Below are 23,622 nucleotides of genomic sequence, written 5' to 3' on the forward strand. Positions count from 1 at the left end.
TTGGTACAATGAGTTTAACTTCCGAAGACAGGTGATGAAACATGCTACCTCAGGGCGAAATTTTAACACTTCAGCGCCAATTTCAGTACCACATCCAATATGCAGTGCCTGTCCAGGTATACAGAGGCAACGTGCACGTTGACATCGGTGTAGTGACAGCCGTGGATGAAGGCTTTGTTGAGTTGCAGGGAACTCTGTATAACCGCAATCTGTTTACCTTCATCTCACGGCCGGGGTACTAAAGCAGCTAAGGCTATAGCCCACACTACGCCGACAAGGGTTACATCTTCCGACTAAGGAGGTGTAACCCTTTTTTAAATACAAGTAAGTATAGGTTTCACGCTATACTTTATCCTTATATTTCCCGCTGAAACGGATGCCTGAAAGCGATACGGAGTATCGCTGCATCGGAAGCATATGCTTCTTTTATGGACGGCATAACCGCTTCTACTTGCTATACCGGGCAGCTTATTCGATTTCGAACAATTTGCTGATCGACAGCTCTTCATGAACGCGGATAATCGCCTCGCCCATCAGTGGAGCCACGGACAGCACTTTTAGTTTGGAGGTCGGATTGCTGCTGCGAATTGGAATTGTATCCGTCACGATAATTTCTTTAATTGGAGAGTTTTCCAGACGTTCATGCGCGGGACCCGACAATACCGGATGGGTACAGCAAGCATACACTTCCTTCACGCCGCCTTCCATCAATGCATTGGCTCCAAGCACAATGGTTCCAGCCGTATCAATGATATCATCAATCAGAATGGCCGTCTTGCCTTCGATATTACCAATGATGTTCATAACTTCACTGACATTGGGCTCCGGACGGCGCTTGTCGATAATTGCCAGCGGCGCGTTCAGGAAATCAGCAAGCTTTCTGGCCCGTACAACGCCGCCATGGTCAGGAGACACGACAACGGGATTCTGAATCTGCTTGGAGCGGAAATACTGGGCGAGAATCGGAACACCCAGCAGATGATCCACCGGAATATCGAAGAAGCCTTGAATCTGCATCGCATGAAGGTCCATGGTAATGACACGGTGTGCGCCTGCTTTTTCAATCAGGTTCGCTACCAGCTTGGCCGTAATCGGATCACGGGAACGGGCCTTACGGTCTTGACGCGCATACCCATAGTAAGGAATAACCACGTTGATGCTCTTCGCGGAGGCACGCTTGAGCGCATCTACCATAACGAGAAGCTCCATAAGATTGTCGTTAACCGGACCACAGGTGGACTGCACAATATACACATGACAGCCACGGACGCTTTCTGACAGCTTAACCTGAATCTCCCCATCACTGAAGCTGGTTGTATGGGATTCTCCCATCGGAATGCCAATATAATCAGCAATTTGACTAGCCAGCTTAGGATTGGAGTTGCAGGTGAAAATCTTGAGTTTGGAATCGCAATAAGTCATAAAATATAAACCCTCCGTGACGGAATTTAACTTCCAAGTGGCGCCGGCGCGGATTTGCGGGTCCGTCCGGCGCTTTGGCTTCTGGCGCTTCTTAAGATGGACTCGACTGGTCTTTCTTTGCTTTGGCCCGGGAGCGTATCTTCTCCGCATAACCAGGCTTGTTCTCCTGCCTTACTCTGGCAATCGCCAGATCATTCTCCGAAACCGGACGTGTTATTGTGGAACCGGCGACTACAAATGCACCCTTGCCTACCGTAACCGGAGCCACAAGGTTCACATTGCTGCCGATAAAGGCGTCATCACCGATCTCGGTTCTGGACTTATTATAACCGTCGTAATTGACGGTAATTGCACCGCAGCCGACATTTACATTCTTACCGACCGTTGCATCACCGACATAGCTCAAATGCGATACTTTGGAGCCGTCGCCGATGATGGCATTCTTGACTTCCACGAAATCGCCAATCTTGACTTCTTCTCCAAGCACCGCACCGGGACGCAAATAGGCAAAAGGCCCAACGGAAGTCCGTGCGCCGACTTCTGCCTGATTCAGCACAGAGTGCTTGACTTCAGCGCCGTCCATGATCACAGAGTCCTCAATTTCACTGGAAGGTCCGATAATACAATCCTCACCGATCACCGTCTTGCCCTTCAGGGCGGTTCCCGGATAAAGAATGGTATCTGCTCCGATGATGACATCAGCACCGATATAAGTTGAAGCAGGATCAATGATGGTTACACCGCTGAGCATATGCTGGCGGTTGATGCGTTGACGCATAAGGCCTTCCGCTTCAGACAAGGCCAAACGGTCGTTAACGCCAATAGACTCCGCAGCATCATGAGCTTGATATCCAAGAACGATATCCCCCTGTGCCCGGAGTATGCCGATAACATCGGTTAAATAATATTCCTGCTGGTTATTGCTGTTCGTAACCTTCTCCAGCGCTGCAAACAGCTTGGCATTATCGAAGCAATAAGTCCCCGTGTTGATCTCGTTTACAGCCGCTTCTTCAGGAGTGCAGTCCTTCTGCTCAACAATTTTCAGCACACCGCCGTCACCGCCGCGAATAATTCTTCCGTAGCCCGCAGGCTGGTCCATTACGGCTGTCAGTACGCTTGCAGCGGCCTGCCGGCCTTCATGCAGCGCCATTAGCCCTTCCAGCGTTTCCGCTGTTACGAGCGGAGTATCGCCGCAAATCACAACCGTTGTTCCCTCTTCACCGCCGAGTAGGCTTTTAGCCTGCTTGACAGCATGGCCGGTACCGAGCTGCGTTTCCTGCAGCACATATTCCGCATCCTGGCCGATATAAGCTTTAACCTTCTCCGCACCATGTCCGACAACAACCACTGTACGCTGACATCCGGTTGCTTTTACTGTATCCAGTACATGCCCTACCATCGGTTTGCCACAGACGGGGTGCAGTACTTTATATAATTTAGATTTCATGCGCTTGCCCTGTCCTGCAGCAAGTACAACCGCCATTCTTTTCAAGAATGCCAACCCCCTACTTCTTTAGCTCACTACTGAATATATCTCATTCCGGGCAAAAAGAAAAGAGAACCATGAAGGCATGGTTCCCTTTTCTTCGAACCCCAATAAAAAAAACGGCATGGCCTTAAGCCACCCAAGCGGGTAGCTGTCCTTCAGAGTTAGCCTCGAAGCCTAAGCTCCCTCTTCAATGACTTCTTCTTCTGTAGCGGCGCGATCATACTCGGCCAGAACCGCGGATTGAATCTTTTCGCGTGTTCCCGAAGAAATCGGGTGTGCGATATCGCGGAATTCCCCATCCGGTGTACGCTTGCTGGGCATTGCAACGAACATCCCGTTATTACCGTCAATAACGCGAATATCATGAACAACAAACTCGTTATCGATGGTAATGGATGCGATTGCTTTCATTCTCCCCTCAGAGTTAACGCGGCGGAGTCTGACATCCGTAATTTGCATGTGTGTGTTCACCACCTTTTTCCATCAGAGACTTGGTGTATAATTCCACACAGCAAAGCGAATTCCTTCTTTTTGATTCCAAAAAATGCCTGATTAAGAAGAATATTTTTGCCGAATCAGCGATTTCGACACATTTCGTGGAGTTCTCTATGCTTTCCTCACGAATTCGACATAATACCCGTATTTTTAAAATCTAACAGCCATGCCCTCTCAAGAAGAAAAATAGTTGCCCGGATGCGCCGATATCCGCCGCCCCTTGGAGTCGACTTCACTTAACTTTACTAAGGAAACATAGTCATGCAGCAGACGCTCCTCTGTTTCAACCGCCCCTGATTCGACGAGCACGCCCACACCGGCAACCTCGGCGTTGAACTCACCGAGCAGATCAACCATTCCCCGCACAGTGCCGCCCGCCTTCATGAAATCATCCACGATCAGCACCCGGGACTTCTCCCGCAGCGCCCGTCTGGACAATGACATGGTATGTATGCTCTTATGTGATCCCGATACATAATTGATGCTTACCGCTGAGCCCTCCGTCACCTGATGGTCGCGGCGCACCAGCACTACCGGCAGACCAAGCTGTGCAGCCGTGGCATAAGCCAGCGGAATCCCTTTGGTCTCCACCGTCATCACCACATCAATCTCCACGCCGTAGAAGGCTGTTGCGATGATCTTGCCCGCCTGCTCCATCAGCGACGGCAGACCAAGCAGATCGGACATATACAGATAGCCGCCAGGCAGTATCCGGTCACTTTGCTCAAGCTGGCTGCATAGACCGTTCACGAAGTCCAGCGCCATCTCTGTAGGCATCCGCGGAATATAACGCACACCGCCTGCCGCGCCGGCCAGTGTCTGCAGCTCCCCCATACCTTCGCCTTCAAACACTTCTTTTATAATAGCCAAATCTTCACTGATGGATGACTTTGCCGCTCCGTATCGGTCTGCAAATGTAGACAGCGGCAAGAGATCATGTGGTTTCTCAAGTAAAAATTGGGTCATGTCTACCAAACGTTGGCTTCTTTTTAGTTTTTTCACGGAATGCTCCTCGCCAAAACCGAATATTATTAAAAATAATATCATTTTTGTACGGATTTATTCAAGCCAAAATGGATTTCCTCTCATGGAAATGGACTGTGCAGGTATACGATTATTCCCTCAGCTTAGCGAACGCACCGCATACACTTCTTTGCAGAATCCCCTCAGGCCGTTATAAATTCGGGCAACCTTGGACTGCTTCGACACCAGACCGAACACTGTAGGCCCGCTGCCGGACATGAGCACACCGTCAGCGCCCAGCTTCACCATCGCATCTTTAAGCTGCTGCACCTCCGGGTGCAGCTTCAGCGTTACGTCCTCCAGCACGTTGCCGAGACCGGCGCAGACCGCTGCGAAGTCGCCGGCCTCGATGGCCGCCTGCATCCGGGACGCAGACGGATGCACCGCGATGCTGTTCGCGCGTACGCGTCCGTACACCTCAGCCGTCGATACATTGATCGGCGGCTTCGCCAGGATGACCCAGCACTGCGGCGGACTCTTAATGGGAGTCAGCCGTTCTCCCCTGCCCGTAGCCAGGGCAGTGCCGCCTGTGACGCAGAACGGGACGTCCGAGCCCAGCTCGGCGCCCAGTTCCTGCAGCTCCTGCGCCGGAATTCCGAGGCGCCAGAGACGGTTCAGGCCGCGCAGCGTAGCCGCGGCATCGCTGCTGCCGCCGGCGAGGCCGGCAGCGACCGGAATTCTTTTATCCAGATGGATATGTACGCCGCTCCTCACATTATAGCGGTCCTTAATAAGCCTCGCCGCCTGAAAGGCCAGGTTCTTCTCATCCAGCGGAATATAACCAGCCTGGCTCGAAATGATAATTGAATCACGCTTCAGTTCGGACAGCTCCAGACGGTCCGCCAGATCGACCATCGTCATAATCATTTCCACCTCATGGAAACCATCAGCGCGTTTATGCAATACATCCAGCATCAAATTGATTTTGGCCGGAGCTTTTTCATACATTTTCAAGGCGTTCACCCACCCTCAGCTTTTCCCGTAAAAACAACTTAACATATTATATGAGAAACTTGTAACGAAGTCCATTATCAATAGCAAAGCGCAGTCCAAAAAGGGTACCGTCATCATGACAGCACCCTCCGGCTATCCTTTTTGGCACCCTGAGTTCAGGATTTGCGCGCTGCCTGTTCGGCGAGCTGGATTGCTCTTTTCACCATATTCCCGGCATCCTGGGCTCTGATTCCACCCCACCCATCCCGCTCGACCGTCTCATAAAAGCCTAGCTCCTTGGCCAGCTCCGTCTTCAGTTCCTCCGACATCATGCCTCGTTTTCTGCGGCTCATTACGAAATTCCTCCTTGTAGGATGATGATGAGCTTGTTGCTGCTTTAGTATGCTGCCGGAGCGTACCCGCCATTCAGCCAAAACGTATGCCTGCTGCTTTGTGACAAGCGGAAACGGCTAAGAAATCCTTATAAGGACGGTATCCGTTCCAGCGAGAACTAGAAGAAAAAAACAGCCCCCCCGCGGGGAGACTGTCCTTACAACATTAAGCTTTAATATACATAATCCGCATCTGCCCATCATCTTCACAAACCGTGATTTCCACAGATTCAGTAAGTATATCGGCATAGCTATAGGAGACACGCTTGAAGGTTTGCTGCTCCTGATCCAGTTTGACAATAAATACAGAAGGGTACGTTTCTTCCAGGACACCGGTGCGTTCAACGGTTTTACGACGGCCACCGTTAGCCCGCAACGTGATCTTATGACCGACATGAGCTTCGAGACTGCGTTTAATTTCCAACAGCGCGTTATTAGCCATTGCCTGACGACCACCTCTTTCCTTGTCCATTATACAACTTCTCACATTCATTGTCAAATCAAATAATTAATTATAGAGTATGCCAAAATAGTTGTCAACGGAATTTTTTTTGAAGGAAGAAGGGCCGTCTTTAGCTCCTTGTTAGCGGTAACATTAAGGTATGCTAAGCAACAGTACTTCTGGATTCCATAACGACAAAAAGAAAAGGACAAGCGTTAAGCCTGCCCCTTCGTTTTCCATATGCCACAGCTTTACCGCTACATGACTGACGGCTCCACCTTCAGGGTCGAAAGATTCTGCAATCGGGGCATACCAATGCGGAAGCTGCCGCGGGTCTCAATTCCGCCCATTCCCTGATTGCCGCTGATGGTATTATTCAGAACATCCCCAAGGCTAACCGAATCCCGTATTGAAGTAAAAGAGGCCTTCGCCGCAATATACACCGGGTCCAGCGCGTGTATCAGGATTCTTCCGGGCGAGCTTGCGAAGTTGGCGCCTGCGCCCAGCAATGCTTCAAAATGCGATTGACAAGCTCCCGCCACAACAGTCAGCGAATCAAAGTTGCGCTCATATTCCCGTGCGACCTGAACCGCCGCCACGAAGTTCTGTGAATTTTTGTAGCTGTTCAGACTGTAAAGATCATAAGTATGCTGCTGTTTGAGCACACCGTCGTGGCCGGTAATGACCACAATATCCGGACGCACACGGGGCAGCAGCCGGTATAACGTTTCAGCCATCTTCGACTCATGGACATGATGGCCTTCAGCAGGTATCCGCAGTTGCTCATACAGACTGATACTCTTCTTCAAGTACAGGGCATCGCCATCCAGATGCAGCACTTTCCCCGGCACCTCGAAATATGCTGCCTCATTGGGAGAATGGGGCCATACCCCGGAGACACTCTCTCCATTGCGCTGGCTCAGCTCCTGACGGTCCTTGCGGAGCCGGGTTAATGATTCCGTCGCCTTAATCTGTGCCTGCTGCCCCCGCTTAGTAACGCGGGTAGGCGGCACCTGCACCAAGTCGTCCAGCGGGGCATCCGCCAGCAGGCGGAATTCTGTGCCCTTGATTACGGCCCCGTTCTGCACAATATTCTCCACCCGGAACGTTACATCGCCACCATATGATTTACGAACGACCAAGTCTCCTAAATTCATTTCACACACCACCTCTACCCCATCGTATGGGCAAAGGTCCCGGTTGGTTCTTAATCGGCGTCTATTTCGCCTAAACGATTCCTGCAGCAAGCAGCACGGCGCTTAGCCGGGCATACTCGGCAATACTCAGCGTTTCTCCGCGGCGGGTCGGCTCGATACCTGCTTCGCCCAGCAAGGACTCCAGACGTTCTCTTCCTTCTCCCGGAAAAAAGCGGGCCTTGAGGTTGTTGGCAATCGTCTTGCGGCGCTGAGTGAAGGAAGCCTGGACCACCTCGAAGAAATGCTTCTCATCGGCCACTTCAACCGGCGGACGCTCTCTCACCTTCAGACGGATTACAGCAGACTCTACATTTGGCTGCGGAATGAATACCGTACGCGGCACAATGCAGACCAGTTCAGGCTCGCTGTAATACTGCACGGCGATGCTTAAGCTGCCGTATTCCTTACCCCCTGGCGAAGCCGCCATGCGCTCGGCAACCTCCTTCTGGATCATCACTACGATGTTATCGAGCGGCAGCTTCTCTTCCAGCAGCTTCATGAGTATGGGGGTCGTCACATAATAAGGCAGATTCGCAACGACACTGACCCTCTCCACACCGGTAAAATCCTCGGCAAACAGCTCCTGCAAATTCACCTTCAGCACATCATCGTTGCGGATCTTCACATGCGGATAGGAAGCAAGGACATCCCGCAGAATCGGAATCAAGCGCCGGTCAATTTCCACTGCCGTTACGGCACCGGCTGCAGCCGCCAGCCTTTCGGTTAACGCGCCGATCCCCGGTCCAATTTCCAGCGCACCTGCCGCCTGATTGAGACCGGCCGCATCCACAATCTTGTCGAGTATATTCTGGTCAATCAGAAAATTCTGGCCCAGGCTTTTCTTGAACGAAAATCCGTAACGCTGAATAATTTCCTTCGTCCGTGCCGGAGATGAAATATTGTTGTTGCCACTCATGAGGTAACGCCTCCCTGATCAATTTGCGCGACAGCGTTATTGAATTCCTCCCGCGTAATACCAAACATCGCCAACCGCTTAAATAGCTGCTTGCCGTTGCAATACCCGATGCCGAGCAGGTTCCCCAGCGCCATTCTCCGCTCTGCGGCCTGGGCATGCACCATCATCCCGGCAGCCATCAGATCATCCAGCCCAATCAGGGCCGGAGCGCCTTCGAAGGAAGTATGTACATGCTGGAGGGCATGACGGATGGCCTCCGGGGAAGCATTTTCAACTCCAATGTCGCCTTTACGGGTAGCGTCCTTCTCCGGGATGAACGCATGCTTGCAGCCCGGAACCTTCGAAGAGACAATTTTTCGGATGCGTTCACCGGCATGATCGGGGTCTGTAAGAATAATAACCCCTCTGCGTTCCATGGCTAGCTGAATCTTGGCGATCACCCTGCGGTCAACAGCCGAACCGCCTGTCTCAATCGTATCCGCATCCACCGCACGCTTTACGGCAACCGTATCGCTTTTGCCTTCCACAACAATTAATTCCTTAATCATATTTCCTTTACTCCTTCATCGTCTGCAACGCAAAAAGAAGAGGATCGCTCCCCTTCTTTTTGGCTAAAGAATGTATAAGTGATGAGCGGCAGCTCTTTGATCCATTCCAAAAGTGCTACCATCACTATATCTTATAAACCTCTAATTTGCAAAAGACTAAAGCCGCTTAATTCAGCTCCGGCTTCACAGGCCCGATGACATAAATCGTCCGGGATTTGCGGCCAAAGTTACGGGCATGGCTCAGTGAATCGTAATAGACATCCACCTTGTTGCCTTTGATGGCACCACCGGTATCTTCTGCACGGCGAAACCCTAATCCCTCAATATACACCCACCAGCCGATAGGTATTACATTTGGGTCAACAGCAATGGTCCGACCTTCCGTTACGCGTGTGCCGGAGGCGGTACGTGTACCAATACCTGGCTCTTCAGAAGAATAAGCCGTCATGGATACATTTTTGATCACTCTTTTGTATTCAAAATCTACGCCTGCCTTAGTGACAACGTTATTGCTGTTTGCGTTAACTTTGGATGATTTGGAGGTAGTTGCTGGTTTGGAAGTTACTGTAGCTACTGCAGGCTTGGGAAGAGCTTTGATGCCAACGGCAATAATTTTGTCTTTGGTTACCGTCTGTACTTCCTTGCCAACCATACGCATTGAAGCCAGCTTACCGTCTCGATAGATCTTCTCGATATGCTGAACCATTACGCCCGGTTTACCCGCTTGCGCCACTCTTACGGTTCCCTTGGTCAGGGAGGGGTCTGCTGTCTTGATTACCCGGAAAGGCAAACTTGCTGTCCGCTGTACAACTTGTTTGTTGATACGGACAATTTTGACTTTCATGTCAGCAGTAACTGCGGTTTCAAGCGAAGGATAAATCTTGTCATAACTCTCCAGGCTGATGCCCAGTTTGTCAATGGCCTGACCGATGGTGTCTTCGGTCGTATATAACGTCTTTGTTGCTCCGTCTGCGGTAAGGCTAATCGCCTGCGCACGGTTAATCACGACACGGTCGCCGTCTTTTATTTCATCACTAAGGCCAATGGATAAAGCATCATGCGGCTGCAGCGAAATTTGTTCCTTTGCCAGCACATTGCTGAGCAGCGCTTCACGCGTCTCAAGCTTCTGTACTTTTCCGTCTATGACTAACGTTATTTCTTTAATGCCTTGACCGTGTACGTACAGCAGAATAATCAGCGCGATAATAATTGACACCACACCTGCAAGCGAAAGTACGCGAGGATTCACTTGCTTTAACCGTAATGCGAAAGACCTGCTGGATGATTGCGAATCATGGGATACTTCTGGTTGGAATACGCCCATTCTCTCCATCCTCCTTACATAGCCCCGTCGTCCAAGTTGTATATCTTAAGATGACTGCATCATTTCTGACGAAACTAGGTTTGAGATTACCACAGGATACGCCCGCATTGCTTTAGCGTTTCCTGCTCATGGATCGCCTGCTCGGCATAGCTGCTCCAGGTACCTGTTATATAACAGTATGCCGGGAACATTCGCATTATTCATAACAAAAAAAAGCCCAAAAGAGTTCATAGAGGACTCTTTCGTGGCTCTCCGGGTGTCAGAATACGCGGGAATGCTTTTGCACGAGGTTTCCTCTCTTACTTGCGCTTACGGGGTTAGCTGTCGGGTTCGGGCATAAGAGAGACGCCCTATTTTAGGTCACCCGCTCACGGCGGTTGCCCTCAAATTCACCCCAAAGACCCGTGAAGAAATCGAATACTGACTGCGGCATTTCTGTGTTGTACCCTATGTACGGACATGCGGCAGAGCAATATTGGTTCCCCCGTTCTCCATACGGAGACTCAGCGAGACGATCCATGAAATAGTGACTGTCACAGTAACAACAGCTCACTGCACTGAAAAGATGATATCCTGTTTTGATGCATGTTGTAAAGCGCGATTCAAGCACGTTTAAGCAAAAAAATCATTAAAATATTGTAATAATCAGTTGATTTTGTGTTAAAAAAGTTTAATATATCGGATATACTTCTTTTTTCACCCGTTTTTCTCCCGATTTCAGACTATCCCAAATCGTTCCAGTGCGTTCGCATACGTAATTTCCGCTAATTCTTGTAAATCAATCCCTTTTATTGCCGCTGCCGCTTCGGCCACCAGCTTCACATGAGCACTCTCATTTCGTTTGCCCCGGAAGGGGTGAGGTGTCAAATAAGGCGAGTCGGTTTCGATCAAAAGCCGGTCCATCGGGGTCTGGGCAAGCACCTCTTTAGGCACCCTTGCGTTCTTGAAAGTAACAGGTCCGCCAAAGGACAGGTGAAAGCCTAGATCAAGGCACATTTTGGCTGTCTCCCAGCTCCCGGAAAACGAATGCATCACACCGCCAACCTCATTCGCCTTCTCCTCCCGCAGAATCCGCACCACATCCTCATGCGCATCACGGTTATGAATACAGATGGGCATCTTCAGTTCCCGGGCCAGTCCAATTTGTTTGCGGAACACCTCATGCTGCACCTCTTTCGGAGAGGTGTCCCAGTAATAATCCAGTCCGATTTCCCCAATGGCGACCACCTTCTTATGGCTGCAAAGCGAGGCGATCCAGTCGAGATCACCGTCCTTCATGTCAATGGCATCGACAGGATGCCAGCCGACGGCTGCATAAATATAATCATAGGTCTCGGCCAATTTCATCGTTGTTGGAATCGTTTCCCGGTTGAACCCGATGTTAATCATCTTGCTGACCCCAGCCTCTACCGCCCTGGCGATAACCTCTTCACGATCCTCGTCGAATTGTGGAGCATCGAGATGGGTGTGTGTGTCGAATAGCTGCATTTTGCTTCACCCTTTCGTTTGTGACTTCTATGATGAATTCCATAAATTTTCGTATTATTTGTCAAAAATCTCAGCGATGGACGAGGGCAGCCGTGGAAGTGCTTTCTGCAGCTTGTCCTGCGGGAAATACAGGTGATGCCTGCCACGGTGAATTCCGCTGATCGAGCGGACAATATCCGATACTTCGGAAATTTCCCTCAGCTTGTCATGCCGGTCAAGGAGCAGGATTTGCTTGCTGTCAAAGCCCTCGCCCGGACGGAAAACATCATAGGGGAGATCCGTTGGAAAATCAATTTCCAGGTCGTAATCAGCATCGAGTCCAGCCTCTGCAAAGCTGCGGCGAATTTCGCCAATCGTCTCTGAATCGAGATTTTCCATCTCTACATATTTATACAGTTTACGATGAATAAACCGGTTGCACAAGTCGCTTAACGTCCTGTCCTCTTCCAGCGTCCACTGCATGAAGGCTGTCTGGACCAGCGCCTCATCCAAGAGCAGGTACTGTTCCACGCTCACCTCACCACGGAACAAATCGCTCAAGGGCTCAATCATGAAGCGGAAAGAATAACCTTCCCGGAATAGCTGTTTGGCTCTGCGGAAAATCTGCCGCAAAATGATCTCCGAGCTGCGAGTAACCGGATGGAAATAAACCTGCCAATACATCTGATAGCGCGACATTAAATAATCCTCAATCGCATGCATCCCCGACTCCTTGACGACAACCCGGCCATTATAGGGACGCAGCATTCTCAGAATACGGTCAATATCAATGGTTCCGTAATTCACACCTGTATAATATGCATCGCGGAGCAAATAATCCATGCGGTCGGCATCCAGCGGCCCTGACACCAGATTGACAACAATTTTATGTTCATACGTTTTCGATATAACGGAAGCAACCTTTTGCGGGAAATCCTCTTCCACTTCGCGCAGAATAGCGGTAATCTCCGTGTCCTCCTGAATAATCCTGCAGGTCCAGTCTTCGTGGTTCATTTCAAAAGCTTCTTCTATAGAATGGGAGAACGGGCCATGCCCCAAATCATGCAGCAGCGCAGCACAGAGAGTGAGCAGACTTTCCTCCGGAATCCAGTCCTTGTATCCGCTTCGTTCGAACTGGGAGATGATCCGGCGTGTAATTTCGTAAACCCCAAGCGAGTGGGAAAAACGGCTGTGTTCAGCGCCATGAAAGGTAAGATAAGAGGTGCCAAGCTGGCGAATCCGCCGCAGTCGCTGAAATTCTTTGGTGTTAATCAATCGCCAGATAATCGTATCCTGGACATGAACATAATTGTGAACCGGGTCCTTAAAAACCTTCTCTTCCGTCAGCGGCTGCTTCATGAAATCAACTCCTTCAAATAATAATATTAGAAATTATAAGAAAAAACGATTATAATAGTGAATCATGTCGCACTTTGTCGAATAATGACGTTTTAAGGATTTACAAATCGACAAACTGCTTTGAAACGATTTTCGTAATTTTTGCGTTAGTAATAAGCGTTATAAAAGTTTTTTTTGAAAATCCCAGAAAAATCAGTTCAAAAAAGGTTGACTGTTTTGGGAATCGTTGGTATTATAAATATCATAAAACGGTGAACAATGTCGAATAATGACGCTTTTGATAACTGAGAGGAGCAACGATTGAAATGATGAAATCAACAGGTATTGTAAGAAAAGTAGACGAGCTGGGACGGGTCGTTATTCCAATTGAACTGCGCCGTACACTGGGCATTGGTGAAAAAGATGCGCTCGAAATTTACGTGGACGGTGAGCGGATCATGCTTAAGAAATATGAGCCTGCTTGTATTTTCTGCGGTAATGCTGAAAATGTAACCTACTTCAAAGGAAAAATTGTTTGTCATGAATGCATTTCTGCTATCCCTACCCCTGTGACAAACTAAAACAAATAGGTTATAATAGGAACTAATCAAATTGTTAATTCTAACCTTTTTATATCTCCTTGGCCTCCCGTTAGTTCGGGAGGTATTTTTTTGCTGTTTTCACCCTCCCAAACCCTCCCTACAGGGAGGGCCCCAGAGGGCCCCGGCCCTCTGGACACCCGGAAGCTTGTCTAATTGTGGGAGTGGCGCGTAAGGGAGCAGCGTTTGGCGGTAGACCGGCCCTTTTTCGGGCGAAGCCCTCGGGGCCTTGCCATGCGAAGAGTTCCGCCATAGGCTTTGCTTCTATGGCGGCTGCGCAGGGTGCTCCCGGGTAACGTGCGGTGCAGCAAGCCGCTCTCCCTACGGGAATCGCTTACGGAGGCGGGACTGAGTGACGGTGGTGCGGATATGCGCCTTCGGGGGCATTAGCCCGCTCTCCCTGCGGGAATCGCTTTACAGCGGCGCGATCTGGTGACTGTCGCACTGTTGGTTACTCGCTGGGTGCAGCTTTGAGTGCATTAGAGCGCTCTCCCTGCGGGAATCGCTTTACAGCGGCGCGATCTAGCAGGTAAATAAATCCTCCAAATCCTCCCTTTATCATATATATAAATGTACAAAATACAAATACAACTAATATATGCAGAAATAATCTTCAGATATATAGACTACATCTATTTTCATATATAGCTGGTTAGGGAAGGGGATTTACAGGTTTTGCTGCATAAAAGGCACCTTTACTAAGTTATGCAGTGTGTTAGTCCGTTTAGGAGTACTCTAAGTTTTTTTCTAAAAAGAGAGTCATGTAGCACCCTCTGCTGAAATCTCTACTCTCTTTCCAGCAGCGCGTTGTAGATATCACGTTTGGCCAAGCCGCGGTCTGAAGCTGCTTTTTTCATCGCGTCTTTGCGTGTCAAACCTGAGGTTTCATAATGAGCCACATGCTCCTCAATACTAAGCTCACGCCACCATGAGGATTCGGCAAGTTCTGCCTCCTCCTTGCTCTCCCCTTCCACTACAATGACGTACTCACCCAGCGGCGGGTGTTCGACCAGCCAAGCACTACATTCCTCAATCGTGCCGCGCAGAAACTCCTCATAACGCTTAGTTAGCTCACGGGCCAGCACAATCCGGCGGTTACCGAAGGCTTCCTGTAAATGCTCCAGAGTCTTAGCTACCCGATGCGGCGACTCATAGAACAGCAGGGTTCCCTGCGCGGAGCGAAGACCGGACAAGACCTTACGGATATCCTTGCGTTCCCTTGGCAGAAAACCGATGAAGGTAAAGCTTGTGGTAGGCAAGCCGGAAGCGATTAATGCGGACAACGCCGCATTCGCTCCAGGGATCGGAATCACGGGGATGCCGTGGCTGATAGCAAGCGCGACAAGGTCGGCGCCGGGGTCGGAAATCGCCGGCAGGCCGGCGTCGCTGACAAGCGCCAGATTTTTACCTTCTATTATATAGCGGATCAGTTCAGGTCCACTGGCAGCCTTATTATGCTCATGATAGCTGAACAGCATCGAAGGCGTAATTTCAAAATGGCTAAGAAGCTTGCGGGTCTGCCGTGTATCCTCGGCTGCAATAATATCGCATTCCTTCAGCGTACGGACCGCGCGGTACGTCATATCCTCCAAATTGCCAATCGGTGTTCCCACCAGATACAATGAGCCTGTTCCCTCTTGCTGATGTTCATTTTTGCTCTGGAAGCTGCTTTGACTTGAGATCGTCATGATTTACCCTCTTTAGCACCATAGTAGATGTCCATGATTTCCGGACAGTATTGATTGTCCTCATTATATACGATCAGTGGTGGTTGTAAACGCACCTCAGGTTTGCCATCCCGCGCAGCTTCAATCAGCACCATGTTGGCTTCCAGATGGGCACGCGGATGAACAAAACGGATGAGCTTCGGTTCCAGCCTGTTTTGTCTCATAAGACTGATGATATCGGCCAGACGCTGCGGTTTGTGAACCATACTCACTTTGCCGCCGGTGCGGACAAGCCGGACACAGGCCTGAATAACCTCTTCCAGAGTGCAGCCCAGCTCATGACGGGCCATAGCCTGATGCGTATTCAGCTTGAGATCGCTTCCGTTCAGCGGCATATAAGGAGGATTGACGGTGATGGCATCGTATACGCCGTAGCCTGCCGCATTATGCAGCTCACGCAAGTCTCCTTCATGGATCGTTACCCGTTCCTGCAGACCATTCATTGCCACACTGCGGCGGGCCATATCCGCCAGACGCGGTTGAATTTCAATTCCTTCTATAGAAGCTTTGGTTCGCGTCGTAAGCAGTATGGGAATAACGCCATTGCCTGTGCAAAGATCAAGTACTCTGCCCCGAGGCGGAATACCGGCAAAACGCGCAAGCAGCACGGCGTCCATAGAAAAGCTGAACACCTCATCACTCTGAATGATCTTCAGATCATGAGTGAGTAAATCATCCACCCGCTCCGCATCATGCAGAGGGACTGGCACATCGTTAAAAGAATTTGTCATTGTACTCTCCTTCTTCAATACAAAACTCGCTGGAAGCATACATTCCTCAAAATCCAAAAAAAACCGTAGGCGTAAATCTCCTACGGCTGGATATCCTCATTTATTAAGAAACGATAGACAGAACAAGCAGTCACCTTCTGTTCGCAAATGACCGAAATAGACATTGCAGATGTGAAAGCCTTCATGATAAAGCCGGGCCAAATTGTCATAGCCTTCCCCGACAACCTCTTCTGTCCCCTCACTAGCGGCCAAAAGAGCCTCCGCTTCAGCAGAATGGGCAGCAGGGTCTAGAGGCGCTTCCCGCTTTAAAATTTTGCGAAGCTGCTCATTCTCCAGACTCAGCCTTTGGTTGGCTTCCATTAATTCCTTAACCGTCTGTTTCCAATCTCCGAGACTTGCGCGCATTGTTTCCATCTGCGCTTCCATCTCCTGCATGTGTGCAAATATATTTATCTTCTCCAAGTTTCCACCCCGAAAGTAACCTTATATGGTTTACTTGACGACAACATCATCCATTGGAAGTTCCTTAACTTTGCCCACTTCGAACAACTGCACGTGAACCGTGCGGCTTCCGGCATTAAGACCAACGACTTTACCTTCACCCAGTGAGGTTACGACGAGCTTGCCTACCGCCGGCATTTCTTCCTTCGTGCTTTCATAATTATCATGCTCAAACTTCAAGCAGCACATGAGCCGTCCGCACAATCCCGAGATCTTCGTCGGATTCAGCGAAAGATTCTGATCCTTGGCCATCTTAATGGATACAGGCTCGAAATCGCCAAGCCAGGAAGAGCAGCAAAGCACCCGTCCACAAGGCCCGAGGCCGCCCAGCATCTTCGCTTCATCGCGCACCCCGATCTGCCGGAGCTCAATGCGGGTACGGAAGATACTCGCCAGATCCTTGACCAATTCGCGAAAATCGACACGGCCCTCAGCGGTGAAGTAAAAAATAATCTTATTGCGGTCAAACGTAAATTCCACATCCACAAGCTTCATTTTGAGGCCATGATCGCGGATTTTATTTAAACAGGTAGTAAAAGCATCCTTTGCTGCACCCTTGTTCTCTTCCACCACACGTGCGTCGGTTTCACCGGCAATCCGCATGACTTTTTTGAGAGGCAATACAACATCCGCTTCCTGCACCTCTTTTTTGCCAACGACAACCTTACCGTATTCGACCCCTCTTGCTGTCTCAACAATAACGCATTGATCCCGTTCAATCGGAAAATCAAGCGGATCGAAGTAATATATTTTACCCGCTTTTTTGAAGCGGACACCTACTACGCTGTACAAAAATTAACCCCCTTGTTTGCCGGTAAAAGGAACCCAAAAGCCAAGTTCGCTCCCTGGTGATCCATGCTTGTCCTTCCTCATCCGTTAAACCTATACTTCCAGGCTCAAGCTTTGATCCGGAGGATATATCAAAAAATAACCCTTTAACTTTCCAGTCGGATTAAGAACTGTTCCAGACAGAGCTGTGCATTGGCATTGGAGCGCAGCTTACGCTTACTCTCCACCGCGAATTCCATGTAGGCCACCCATTGTTCCGTAGTCCGCTGACGGGCATGTCTGGAAATGAAGTCTAACTGATCTATGAAAACGATACTTTCGTGCTTTCGGTACAGGAAGTAGAGCATATCTTTGAACCATAGGTGGAACATGCTGAACAGGATATCCAAATGTTCACCGAGTCCGGTCTTGAACAGCTTCTGTCCGGCGGTTGCTACCGCAGAGCTGCCTTTGCCTAAAGACTCCTTCGCTAATTGTAACACTAGATTTCTCATTTCTGCAAACCAATTCTGTGCCAAAAGTTCCCTGCAGCCATCAAGCCCCGCAGTCAATGATACCGCGCACCGCGCTAGTGGTACCGGCACCCCTTCACTGGCAAGTGCCTGAAGCATAATCTCAGGATGAAGCGGGCTGAAAGGGATTCGCTGGGTTCTTGACTGAATCGTTGGCAGCAGGGAACTGCTATTGTCGGAAATCAGAATGCCCACTGCAGGCGCCGGGGGCTCTTCCAGAAATTTAAGCAGACTGTTTGCGGCTTGCACCGTCATTTTGCCCGCTCCTTCTATAATATAAACCTTCGGATTAACACCTTCCGAGCGGTAAGAGAACATGCGCTGCAATTCGCGGATCTGATCAATTTTGATGCTTGCGCCGTCCGGCTTCACTACAGTTAAATCTGGATGATTGCCATGCTCGACCTTACGGCATTCCAGACATTCCCCGCAGGCATCATCTTCACAGGCTGTACAAAATATAGCTTGAGCGAACACAAGTGCCGTCTTCATCTGCCCGCTTCCGGAAGGCCCAGTGAACAGATAAGCATGACTCACTGCATCCTTGCGCAGAGCATTTTGAAGCAGGCGCTTGGCATCCGCCTGGCCTAATATATCATGAAAAGACATAAAATCCTCCAAGTCTTTTAGAAAGAAAGGTTAATCAGCATCCCGCGGATTTCTCCGACCCGGCCCAGCAGGTCAATGCGGCCCTGTTCACTCTGCAGCAAATCATCGGCCAAATTCAGCAGCGCGGCATCTATCTCCTCCAGCAGCTTGTAGCGTTTACCGCGTCCGCGCCGGTCCCAGCCTTTAGTTTCCTTAAGAATAACACCGCGACGCGCCGTCTCCTCGAGAAACTTCTTAATCATATTGCGGTAAATCGCCAGCTCACGGACGGTCATGGACTTGGCAAGGCGGTCACCCTGCTGCTGGATATCTTGGATCTTCTGGTTCAGCTCATCCATCGTTTTCTGTTCGCCCTGCTGCTGAAATATATCAGTGAACGCCTTCTGCTGGACGGGTCTGCCTGCACCTTCGGCTGTCGACAGCCCGCTTTTCAGGGGTCTGTAGCCCGGATTGATTTTCAAAGGTATCCACCGCCCTCAATGGTATAATGCTTCATCTATTACTCAATAATGCTCGAAACGATCAACAGGAAGCACAAATACTGTAGCTCCGCCGACTTGAACCTCAACCGGCAGCGGCAAATAGGAATCGGTTGTTCCGCTCATTGGCGTCACGGGAGTAACAAGCTGCTCACGCACCTTGCAGCTATTGCGAATCACAGTCAATACGGCATCAACCTGAGAGTCGTCTACACCAATCATAAACGTAGTGTTGCCTGCCCGCAGAAACCCGCCTGTACTCGCCAGTTTGGTTGCACGGAAGTTCGCTTTGACAAGTTCGCTGGACAACCGGTTACTGTCTTTATCCTGGATAATAGCAATGATCAAATTCATCTTCGCTTTCCCTCCCAAAAATGTTTTTGAATAGCTGCAGAAGCCTGGACTTCATTTTGCCGTACACTTCATTTATATTAGACAAAACCCCTTATAAATCCTTTAATATCCGTTCTTTCAGCGTTTGAACAATGTCCTGTTCCACCATATGGACCGGACGGTTGGCATCAAGAACAACAATCCGCTGCGGATCGGACTTAATGACCAGCCCGTAGCCCTCCCGGACCTTCTGGTGAAAAGCCAGGCTCTCCAAATCGAGACGATTGACTTCCCGGTCCTGATTGGCGGCAATCCGCGACAACCCAACCTCCGGGTCAACATCCAGATAAAACGTGAGATCCGGCATACGGCCTCCGGTTGCGAACCGGTTAATGCTCCGTACCTCTTCAATACCGAGTCCTCTTGCAAATCCCTGATATACCAGACTGCTGTCTACAAAGCGGTCGCAGAGCACCGTTAGCCCCTCTTTAAGCGCAGGCTCCACCACCTCCGCCAAATGCTGGCTCCGGGATGCCGCATACAGCAGCGCCTCGGTCCGCGCATCCATTGCGGTATGCGACGGGTCCAGAATAATAGAGCGGATTTTCTCAGCGATTTCAATGCCGCCAGGTTCACGCGTAATCAGATAAGGCATGGAATGATTCTGCAGATATGCAGCCACTCTGCCCAGCACTGTTGTTTTTCCGGAGCCATCGCCTCCCTCCAGAGTAATGAAGTAACCTTCCCTTGCCACTTATACGTCTCCGCCCTTCTTAATGTTATATACCACGATTTGCTGTAAGGCCGGATCAGCACAAGCCTGAAATTTGGTCCCGCCTTGTCTGAGGCCAATTAGCCTTGTGGTTATGTCTTTGGTTACCTTTTCGCCCGGATAGAGAAGCGGAATTCCCGGAGGATAAGGTATAACTATCTCCGCTGCTGTTCTACCCGCACTATATTCAAGCCTAATACTTTCGGTTTGCAAAATATTAACCGGCTTCAAGGAAAACTGCACCGGCTTTGAAATAAGAGCATCCGTGAAAATGTTCCACGTGGAATTATTTTGGGAGGGGGAAGCCGAAGCTTCCGCTTCGCCGGGGTGCAGGCGAGCTGATGTCCCGCTGCTTGCACCCTCAGGGCAATCCGCCGCTTCTGCGGCGATCCTCCGCAGCGCGTCCAGCAGCCGCTGCGAGTCCTCCGCCTTCGAGCCGAGGCTGAAGGCGAGCACCACGTGCCGGTCGTCACTCATCTCCGGCACGATCCCTTCCGCTTCGAGCCTGCGCTGCAGTTCGAAGCCCCCCAGGACCCCGGCGGCGTCATAAATGACGGCCTTGAAGGGGTCCTGGGTGCAGTACGCCGCCATGCCCTGCGGCGGCGTGTCACCCGCGGCGGCGGCGTCAGCACCGCCGCCAAGAGGCTGCAGCGGCTGTGCCGGCTGCAGCAGCCCGTAGCGCGGCAGCGTGGCCAGGCCGCGCCGCAGCACGTCCACGGCGGCGAGCCCCGCCGTGAAGGCGCCGGCGCGCTGGCTGTGCACCAGCCGCCGGGCCAGATCAAGCGAAGCCATCACAGGGTATGATGGGCTGGAGCTCTGTACCATGGCGAGCCGCTGGCGCAGCAGCGTGCGGTCGAGCAGCGGCCCTTGCACATGCAGCATGGCGCCCATTGTCAGCGCCGCCAGCATTTTGTGCGTGGACTGCACCACGCCGTCCGCGCCGCACATCAGCGCCCCGGCTGGCAGCGCCGGGTGCTGTCCGTAATGCGCCCCGTGCGCCTCGTCAACCAGCAGCGGAACGCCCCTGGTATGGCAGGCCAGCGCGAGCGGCGCGAGATCACTGCCCATGCCGTAATAATTCGGCATGGTAACCAGCACAGCCGCGGCCTCAGGGTAGGCTGCAAGCGCAGCCTGAACCGTCTCGGCCGCCGGAGCAACCGCCAGGCCGCTGACAGGATCAATCTGCGGCTCCACAAAAACAGCACGCACCCCGGCCAGCATTAAGCCGTGGATAACCGATTTATGCACATTACGCTGAAGAATGAGCGTCATCCCCGGCTCGGGACACACCGTGAGAATCAGCGCCAGGTTACCGGCAGTACTGCCGCCAACCAGAAAAAAGCTCATCTCTGCCCCAAAACAATCGGCCGCCAATTCCTGCGCTTCTTGAATGACCCCTTCTGGATGATGCAGATCATCCGTTCCGGTTATTTCCGTCACATCGTACCTCATCACCTCGTCCAAAAAACCGGCGCCTTCCGAAAAGCGATAGGCCTCTCCGTTCTTATGGCCAGGCACATGATAAGATAAATTACCCTTTGCTCTATATTGTTCCAGCATTTCATATACAGGCGCCCTACCAGGCTCTACTTTGTCCATCTTTTCTTCCTTCCCTGGGGCTTACCATCTATTTTAACGCAAATATGACTAAACGCCTATATTTCAGCAAAAAAGCCTACCTTCATAACAAAACAGCCCCTCAGCCAGCATGGACAGAGGAAGCCGTTATATTGAATATTTCTGCTGCAGTACAACGTAACACAGATCCACCGCCGTTCCTAAGCACGTTAGCATAAAAGCTTGCCGGTCAGATCCAGTCAAGCGTTCTTCTGCAGGTCAATCTTCTTCATTCGGCCGACAAAAAAGCGGTATTTGGCGTCCTCAGCCTCTGTGCGCACCATCTCAGCCTCACAATCCTCGCAAATAAAATGCGAGACAATCACAATGCCTTCTTCTTTAATCTGCCCGCAGATGATGCAGGCCTGGCCGGTTTGCTGTTCCATTACCATCCCACCTTGACTCTTTTAAGAACAGTATGATACACCTTCTATCATTTTAAACCTTTTCATAGTTTTTTCCCATTCTTCATAGCATAAAACATATATATTCTACACATGCCTAACCTGTGATTGTAAAGCAGGGTTTAACAAAACAACAGCATTGGCCGATATTAGTATCATAAGGACTCGCGAGGAGGTTAGAGCTTTTTTTATGACATCCGACAACAAAGGCTCAGCTACATTCTATCAATACAAGCTAATCAAAAAAATCAATACTACCCCTGCTTGGCTGCGTATTTATATTGCGTTGCCCGTTGCATGTGTTGTACTGGAGACCATATTCCTATCCTGGTGGAGCGTTTTGTTCATGATCATCGCTGGACCAGTCATCCTGTGGATTCAATATGTTATCACCCGTTCCGTCCTGCTGATTACCGGCCATCCCATTGCCAAGCGGTGGAAAATGTCAATTCACCTGCCGTGGCTTGGGTTTATGCCTGATCAATACATCAGCTATAGCGTCTTCCACAAAGTACAACTGCATAATCTCTGGATCGGCCTGTGCATCGCCGCGCTTTTTATTGTCTGGGCTCCGCCGGCATTCACTGCTTCCTTGATTGTATGCCATTTGTGGGTGCTGCTGCCAAGGTTGTACGCAATGCTCCGGCTACGCGGCGAAGATAAGGACGGCATGCTAAAATTTAACCCGGCCGATGTTTCCTATTACGCTCAGTAACAATCAGCACATTTATCTCCACCGTCTGCCCCCGGCAAATAAAAAATCGCCATCCTGTTAAGGACAGCGATTTTTTATTTGGTCTTAAGCCCCTTAATTGAAGCCTTTTTTTCCTTTGGAATCATGACGATAAAATAACCGTCGTGTACCGTTAAATGCACGACACGCCCATCCTTTTGAAAAACCCGGGAGCTTCCCGCGTCTTCATCCTTCTGTTCCTCCCAGCCCCAGTCTGTAATCGCCTGCAGATAGGCTTCCGGAACACCTTCCTTTTCCTTAAGCCCGGACATAGAATATCTGACATAATCCATGGCGACATTTGTCGTCGTCCGATCAGGAGAGTTAGCTTCTTTAGGGACCGGAAAACTTTTCTCATTCAGAGCGCCTTCAAAAGTATCCCATTTCGGCTCTTTCGCACCACAGCCCGCCAATAATACACCAACTATACAAAGAATACATAATATCCACAAAGGTCGGATTTGCTTCATAACTTAAAACCTCCTTACACTACCCTGCATCTAAAGACACAGGAAAATTCAAAGTTTGAATTTATCAGTAGTTCATTCGTATTAAGAAAATGCTGAGTATTTGCACTTTTCTATTATACTTGGATCAATGAGAACGTCGGTAACAAAAATGTCACTCAATTGAAAACGCTTTACTTTTTACACCCTCAGATCTTAAGCTTATCTGCAAAACAACAAAAAAGCCACTGTCGATGGCTCAACAATGGCTTTATGCTGCTTGGCGGCGTCCTACTCTCCCAGGACCCTTCGGTCCAAGTACCATCGGCGCTGGAGGGCTTAACGGTCGTGTTCGGGATGGGTACGCGTGGAACCCCTCCGCTAT

27 protein-coding genes, 1 rRNA gene and 1 riboswitch are annotated in these 23,622 nt (G+C 50.3%); of the genes, 3 read left to right on the forward strand and 25 right to left on the reverse strand.

Features of this window, described 5'->3' with window-relative positions:
* The first annotated feature begins 41 nt into the window (after positions 1 to 41).
* Complete coding sequence (locus B212_RS0127430; RefSeq protein WP_019914486.1) at positions 42 to 242, forward strand: hypothetical protein; 201 nt, start codon at positions 42 to 44, stop codon at positions 240 to 242.
* A gap of 226 nt (positions 243 to 468) precedes the next feature.
* Here the strand turns inward: B212_RS0127430 and B212_RS0127435 are convergent, their stop codons facing one another.
* The 13 genes from B212_RS0127435 to B212_RS0127495 form a co-directional block, all read right to left on the reverse strand.
* A complete protein-coding gene (locus tag B212_RS0127435) occupies positions 469 to 1,422 on the reverse strand; it encodes a ribose-phosphate diphosphokinase (RefSeq protein ID WP_019914487.1) in 954 nt (317 codons plus the stop codon).
* A gap of 91 nt (positions 1,423 to 1,513) precedes the next feature.
* On the reverse strand, positions 1,514 to 2,914 hold the full coding sequence (gene glmU, locus B212_RS0127440; RefSeq protein ID WP_019914488.1) for a bifunctional UDP-N-acetylglucosamine diphosphorylase/glucosamine-1-phosphate N-acetyltransferase GlmU: 1,401 nt from the start codon (positions 2,912 to 2,914) through the stop codon (positions 1,514 to 1,516).
* 171 nt (positions 2,915 to 3,085) lie between these two features.
* Positions 3,086 to 3,370 carry a septation regulator SpoVG gene (gene spoVG, locus B212_RS0127445; protein WP_019914489.1) on the reverse strand — a complete coding sequence of 95 codons (285 nt, stop codon included), beginning with the start codon at positions 3,368 to 3,370 and terminating at the stop codon, positions 3,086 to 3,088.
* A 210-nt stretch (positions 3,371 to 3,580) separates the two neighbouring features.
* On the reverse strand, positions 3,581 to 4,408 hold the full coding sequence (gene purR, locus B212_RS0127450) for a pur operon repressor (RefSeq protein WP_028531067.1): 828 nt from the start codon (positions 4,406 to 4,408) through the stop codon (positions 3,581 to 3,583).
* 120 nt (positions 4,409 to 4,528) lie between these two features.
* Entirely contained in the window at positions 4,529 to 5,383 is an 855-nt protein-coding gene (gene ispE, locus B212_RS0127455; protein ID WP_019914491.1) for a 4-(cytidine 5'-diphospho)-2-C-methyl-D-erythritol kinase, read from the reverse strand.
* A gap of 155 nt (positions 5,384 to 5,538) precedes the next feature.
* Positions 5,539 to 5,715 carry a small, acid-soluble spore protein, alpha/beta type gene (locus B212_RS0127460; protein ID WP_019914492.1) on the reverse strand — a complete coding sequence of 59 codons (177 nt, stop codon included), beginning with the start codon at positions 5,713 to 5,715 and terminating at the stop codon, positions 5,539 to 5,541.
* A gap of 205 nt (positions 5,716 to 5,920) precedes the next feature.
* Positions 5,921 to 6,196, reverse strand: a complete 276-nt coding sequence (gene veg, locus B212_RS0127465) for a biofilm formation stimulator Veg (RefSeq protein WP_019914493.1) — start codon at positions 6,194 to 6,196, stop codon at positions 5,921 to 5,923.
* Positions 6,197 to 6,453: 257 nt separating this feature from the next.
* Positions 6,454 to 7,353 carry a sporulation peptidase YabG gene (gene yabG / locus B212_RS0127470; RefSeq protein WP_019914494.1) on the reverse strand — a complete coding sequence of 300 codons (900 nt, stop codon included), beginning with the start codon at positions 7,351 to 7,353 and terminating at the stop codon, positions 6,454 to 6,456.
* A gap of 70 nt (positions 7,354 to 7,423) precedes the next feature.
* The gene (gene rsmA / locus B212_RS0127475) at positions 7,424 to 8,308 is read right to left on the reverse strand and encodes a 16S rRNA (adenine(1518)-N(6)/adenine(1519)-N(6))-dimethyltransferase RsmA (protein ID WP_019914496.1); all 885 of its coding nucleotides are present in this window, start codon (positions 8,306 to 8,308) and stop codon (positions 7,424 to 7,426) included.
* A complete protein-coding gene (rnmV, locus tag B212_RS0127480; protein ID WP_019914497.1) occupies positions 8,305 to 8,856 on the reverse strand; it encodes a ribonuclease M5 in 552 nt (183 codons plus the stop codon). Before rnmV ends, rsmA begins: the two co-directional genes overlap by 4 nt.
* 166 nt (positions 8,857 to 9,022) lie before the next feature.
* Entirely contained in the window at positions 9,023 to 10,180 is a 1,158-nt protein-coding gene (locus B212_RS0127485) for a 3D domain-containing protein (protein WP_019914499.1), read from the reverse strand.
* A gap of 291 nt (positions 10,181 to 10,471) precedes the next feature.
* Positions 10,472 to 10,699, reverse strand: a riboswitch (cyclic di-AMP (ydaO/yuaA leader).
* Between the two features lie 198 nt (positions 10,700 to 10,897).
* The gene (locus tag B212_RS0127490) at positions 10,898 to 11,668 is read right to left on the reverse strand and encodes a TatD family hydrolase (RefSeq protein ID WP_019914500.1); all 771 of its coding nucleotides are present in this window, start codon (positions 11,666 to 11,668) and stop codon (positions 10,898 to 10,900) included.
* A gap of 54 nt (positions 11,669 to 11,722) precedes the next feature.
* Positions 11,723 to 13,006, reverse strand: coding sequence for an HD domain-containing protein (locus tag B212_RS0127495; RefSeq protein WP_019914501.1), 1,284 nt, complete (start codon positions 13,004 to 13,006; stop codon positions 11,723 to 11,725).
* Positions 13,007 to 13,311: 305 nt separating this feature from the next.
* Between B212_RS0127495 and B212_RS0127500 the strand changes: the two genes are divergently transcribed.
* The gene (locus B212_RS0127500) at positions 13,312 to 13,566 is read left to right on the forward strand and encodes an AbrB/MazE/SpoVT family DNA-binding domain-containing protein (protein WP_019914502.1); all 255 of its coding nucleotides are present in this window, start codon (positions 13,312 to 13,314) and stop codon (positions 13,564 to 13,566) included.
* 803 nt (positions 13,567 to 14,369) lie between these two features.
* Here B212_RS0127500 and rsmI read toward each other — a convergent pair.
* The 10 genes from rsmI to B212_RS0127550 all read right to left on the reverse strand — a co-directional run bounded on the left by rsmI (position 14,370) and on the right by B212_RS0127550 (position 22,040).
* Positions 14,370 to 15,272 carry a 16S rRNA (cytidine(1402)-2'-O)-methyltransferase gene (gene rsmI / locus B212_RS0127505; RefSeq protein ID WP_019914504.1) on the reverse strand — a complete coding sequence of 301 codons (903 nt, stop codon included), beginning with the start codon at positions 15,270 to 15,272 and terminating at the stop codon, positions 14,370 to 14,372.
* A complete protein-coding gene (locus tag B212_RS0127510) occupies positions 15,269 to 16,042 on the reverse strand; it encodes a tRNA1(Val) (adenine(37)-N6)-methyltransferase (RefSeq protein WP_019914505.1) in 774 nt (257 codons plus the stop codon). Before B212_RS0127510 ends, rsmI begins: the two co-directional genes overlap by 4 nt.
* A gap of 96 nt (positions 16,043 to 16,138) precedes the next feature.
* A complete protein-coding gene (locus B212_RS0127515) occupies positions 16,139 to 16,504 on the reverse strand; it encodes an initiation-control protein YabA (RefSeq protein ID WP_028531069.1) in 366 nt (121 codons plus the stop codon).
* A gap of 30 nt (positions 16,505 to 16,534) precedes the next feature.
* Complete coding sequence (locus B212_RS0127520; RefSeq protein WP_019914510.1) at positions 16,535 to 17,335, reverse strand: PSP1 domain-containing protein; 801 nt, start codon at positions 17,333 to 17,335, stop codon at positions 16,535 to 16,537.
* Positions 17,336 to 17,478: 143 nt separating this feature from the next.
* Positions 17,479 to 18,453: a DNA polymerase III subunit delta' gene (holB, locus tag B212_RS0127525; RefSeq protein ID WP_019914511.1), complete on the reverse strand. Its 975-nt coding sequence runs from the start codon at positions 18,451 to 18,453 to the stop codon at positions 17,479 to 17,481.
* A 17-nt stretch (positions 18,454 to 18,470) separates the two neighbouring features.
* Positions 18,471 to 18,914, reverse strand: a complete 444-nt coding sequence (locus tag B212_RS0127530) for a YaaR family protein (protein WP_019914513.1) — start codon at positions 18,912 to 18,914, stop codon at positions 18,471 to 18,473.
* A 42-nt stretch (positions 18,915 to 18,956) separates the two neighbouring features.
* Positions 18,957 to 19,286 carry a cyclic-di-AMP receptor gene (locus B212_RS0127535; RefSeq protein ID WP_019914514.1) on the reverse strand — a complete coding sequence of 110 codons (330 nt, stop codon included), beginning with the start codon at positions 19,284 to 19,286 and terminating at the stop codon, positions 18,957 to 18,959.
* Between the two features lie 91 nt (positions 19,287 to 19,377).
* On the reverse strand, positions 19,378 to 20,019 hold the full coding sequence (gene tmk / locus B212_RS34830) for a dTMP kinase (RefSeq protein WP_019914515.1): 642 nt from the start codon (positions 20,017 to 20,019) through the stop codon (positions 19,378 to 19,380).
* Entirely contained in the window at positions 20,020 to 21,636 is a 1,617-nt protein-coding gene (locus tag B212_RS0127545) for an aminotransferase class I/II-fold pyridoxal phosphate-dependent enzyme (protein ID WP_019914516.1), read from the reverse strand. It lies immediately after the preceding gene.
* Between the two features lie 218 nt (positions 21,637 to 21,854).
* Entirely contained in the window at positions 21,855 to 22,040 is a 186-nt protein-coding gene (locus B212_RS0127550; RefSeq protein WP_019914517.1) for a sigma factor G inhibitor Gin, read from the reverse strand.
* Positions 22,041 to 22,248: 208 nt separating this feature from the next.
* Between B212_RS0127550 and B212_RS0127555 the strand changes: the two genes are divergently transcribed.
* On the forward strand, positions 22,249 to 22,773 hold the full coding sequence (locus tag B212_RS0127555) for a hypothetical protein (RefSeq protein WP_019914518.1): 525 nt from the start codon (positions 22,249 to 22,251) through the stop codon (positions 22,771 to 22,773).
* A 74-nt stretch (positions 22,774 to 22,847) separates the two neighbouring features.
* Here B212_RS0127555 and B212_RS0127560 read toward each other — a convergent pair whose 3' ends face one another.
* Together B212_RS0127560 and rrf are read right to left on the reverse strand one after the other, a co-directional pair.
* A complete protein-coding gene (locus tag B212_RS0127560) occupies positions 22,848 to 23,261 on the reverse strand; it encodes a hypothetical protein (protein ID WP_019914520.1) in 414 nt (137 codons plus the stop codon).
* 254 nt (positions 23,262 to 23,515) lie between these two features.
* Positions 23,516 to 23,622: ribosomal RNA gene (rrf, locus tag B212_RS0127565) — 5S ribosomal RNA — on the reverse strand.

The sequence above is a fragment of the Paenibacillus sp. HW567 genome, assembly GCF_000374185.1.
In the GTDB taxonomy this organism is placed as follows: Bacteria; Bacillota; Bacilli; order Paenibacillales; family Paenibacillaceae; genus Paenibacillus_AQ.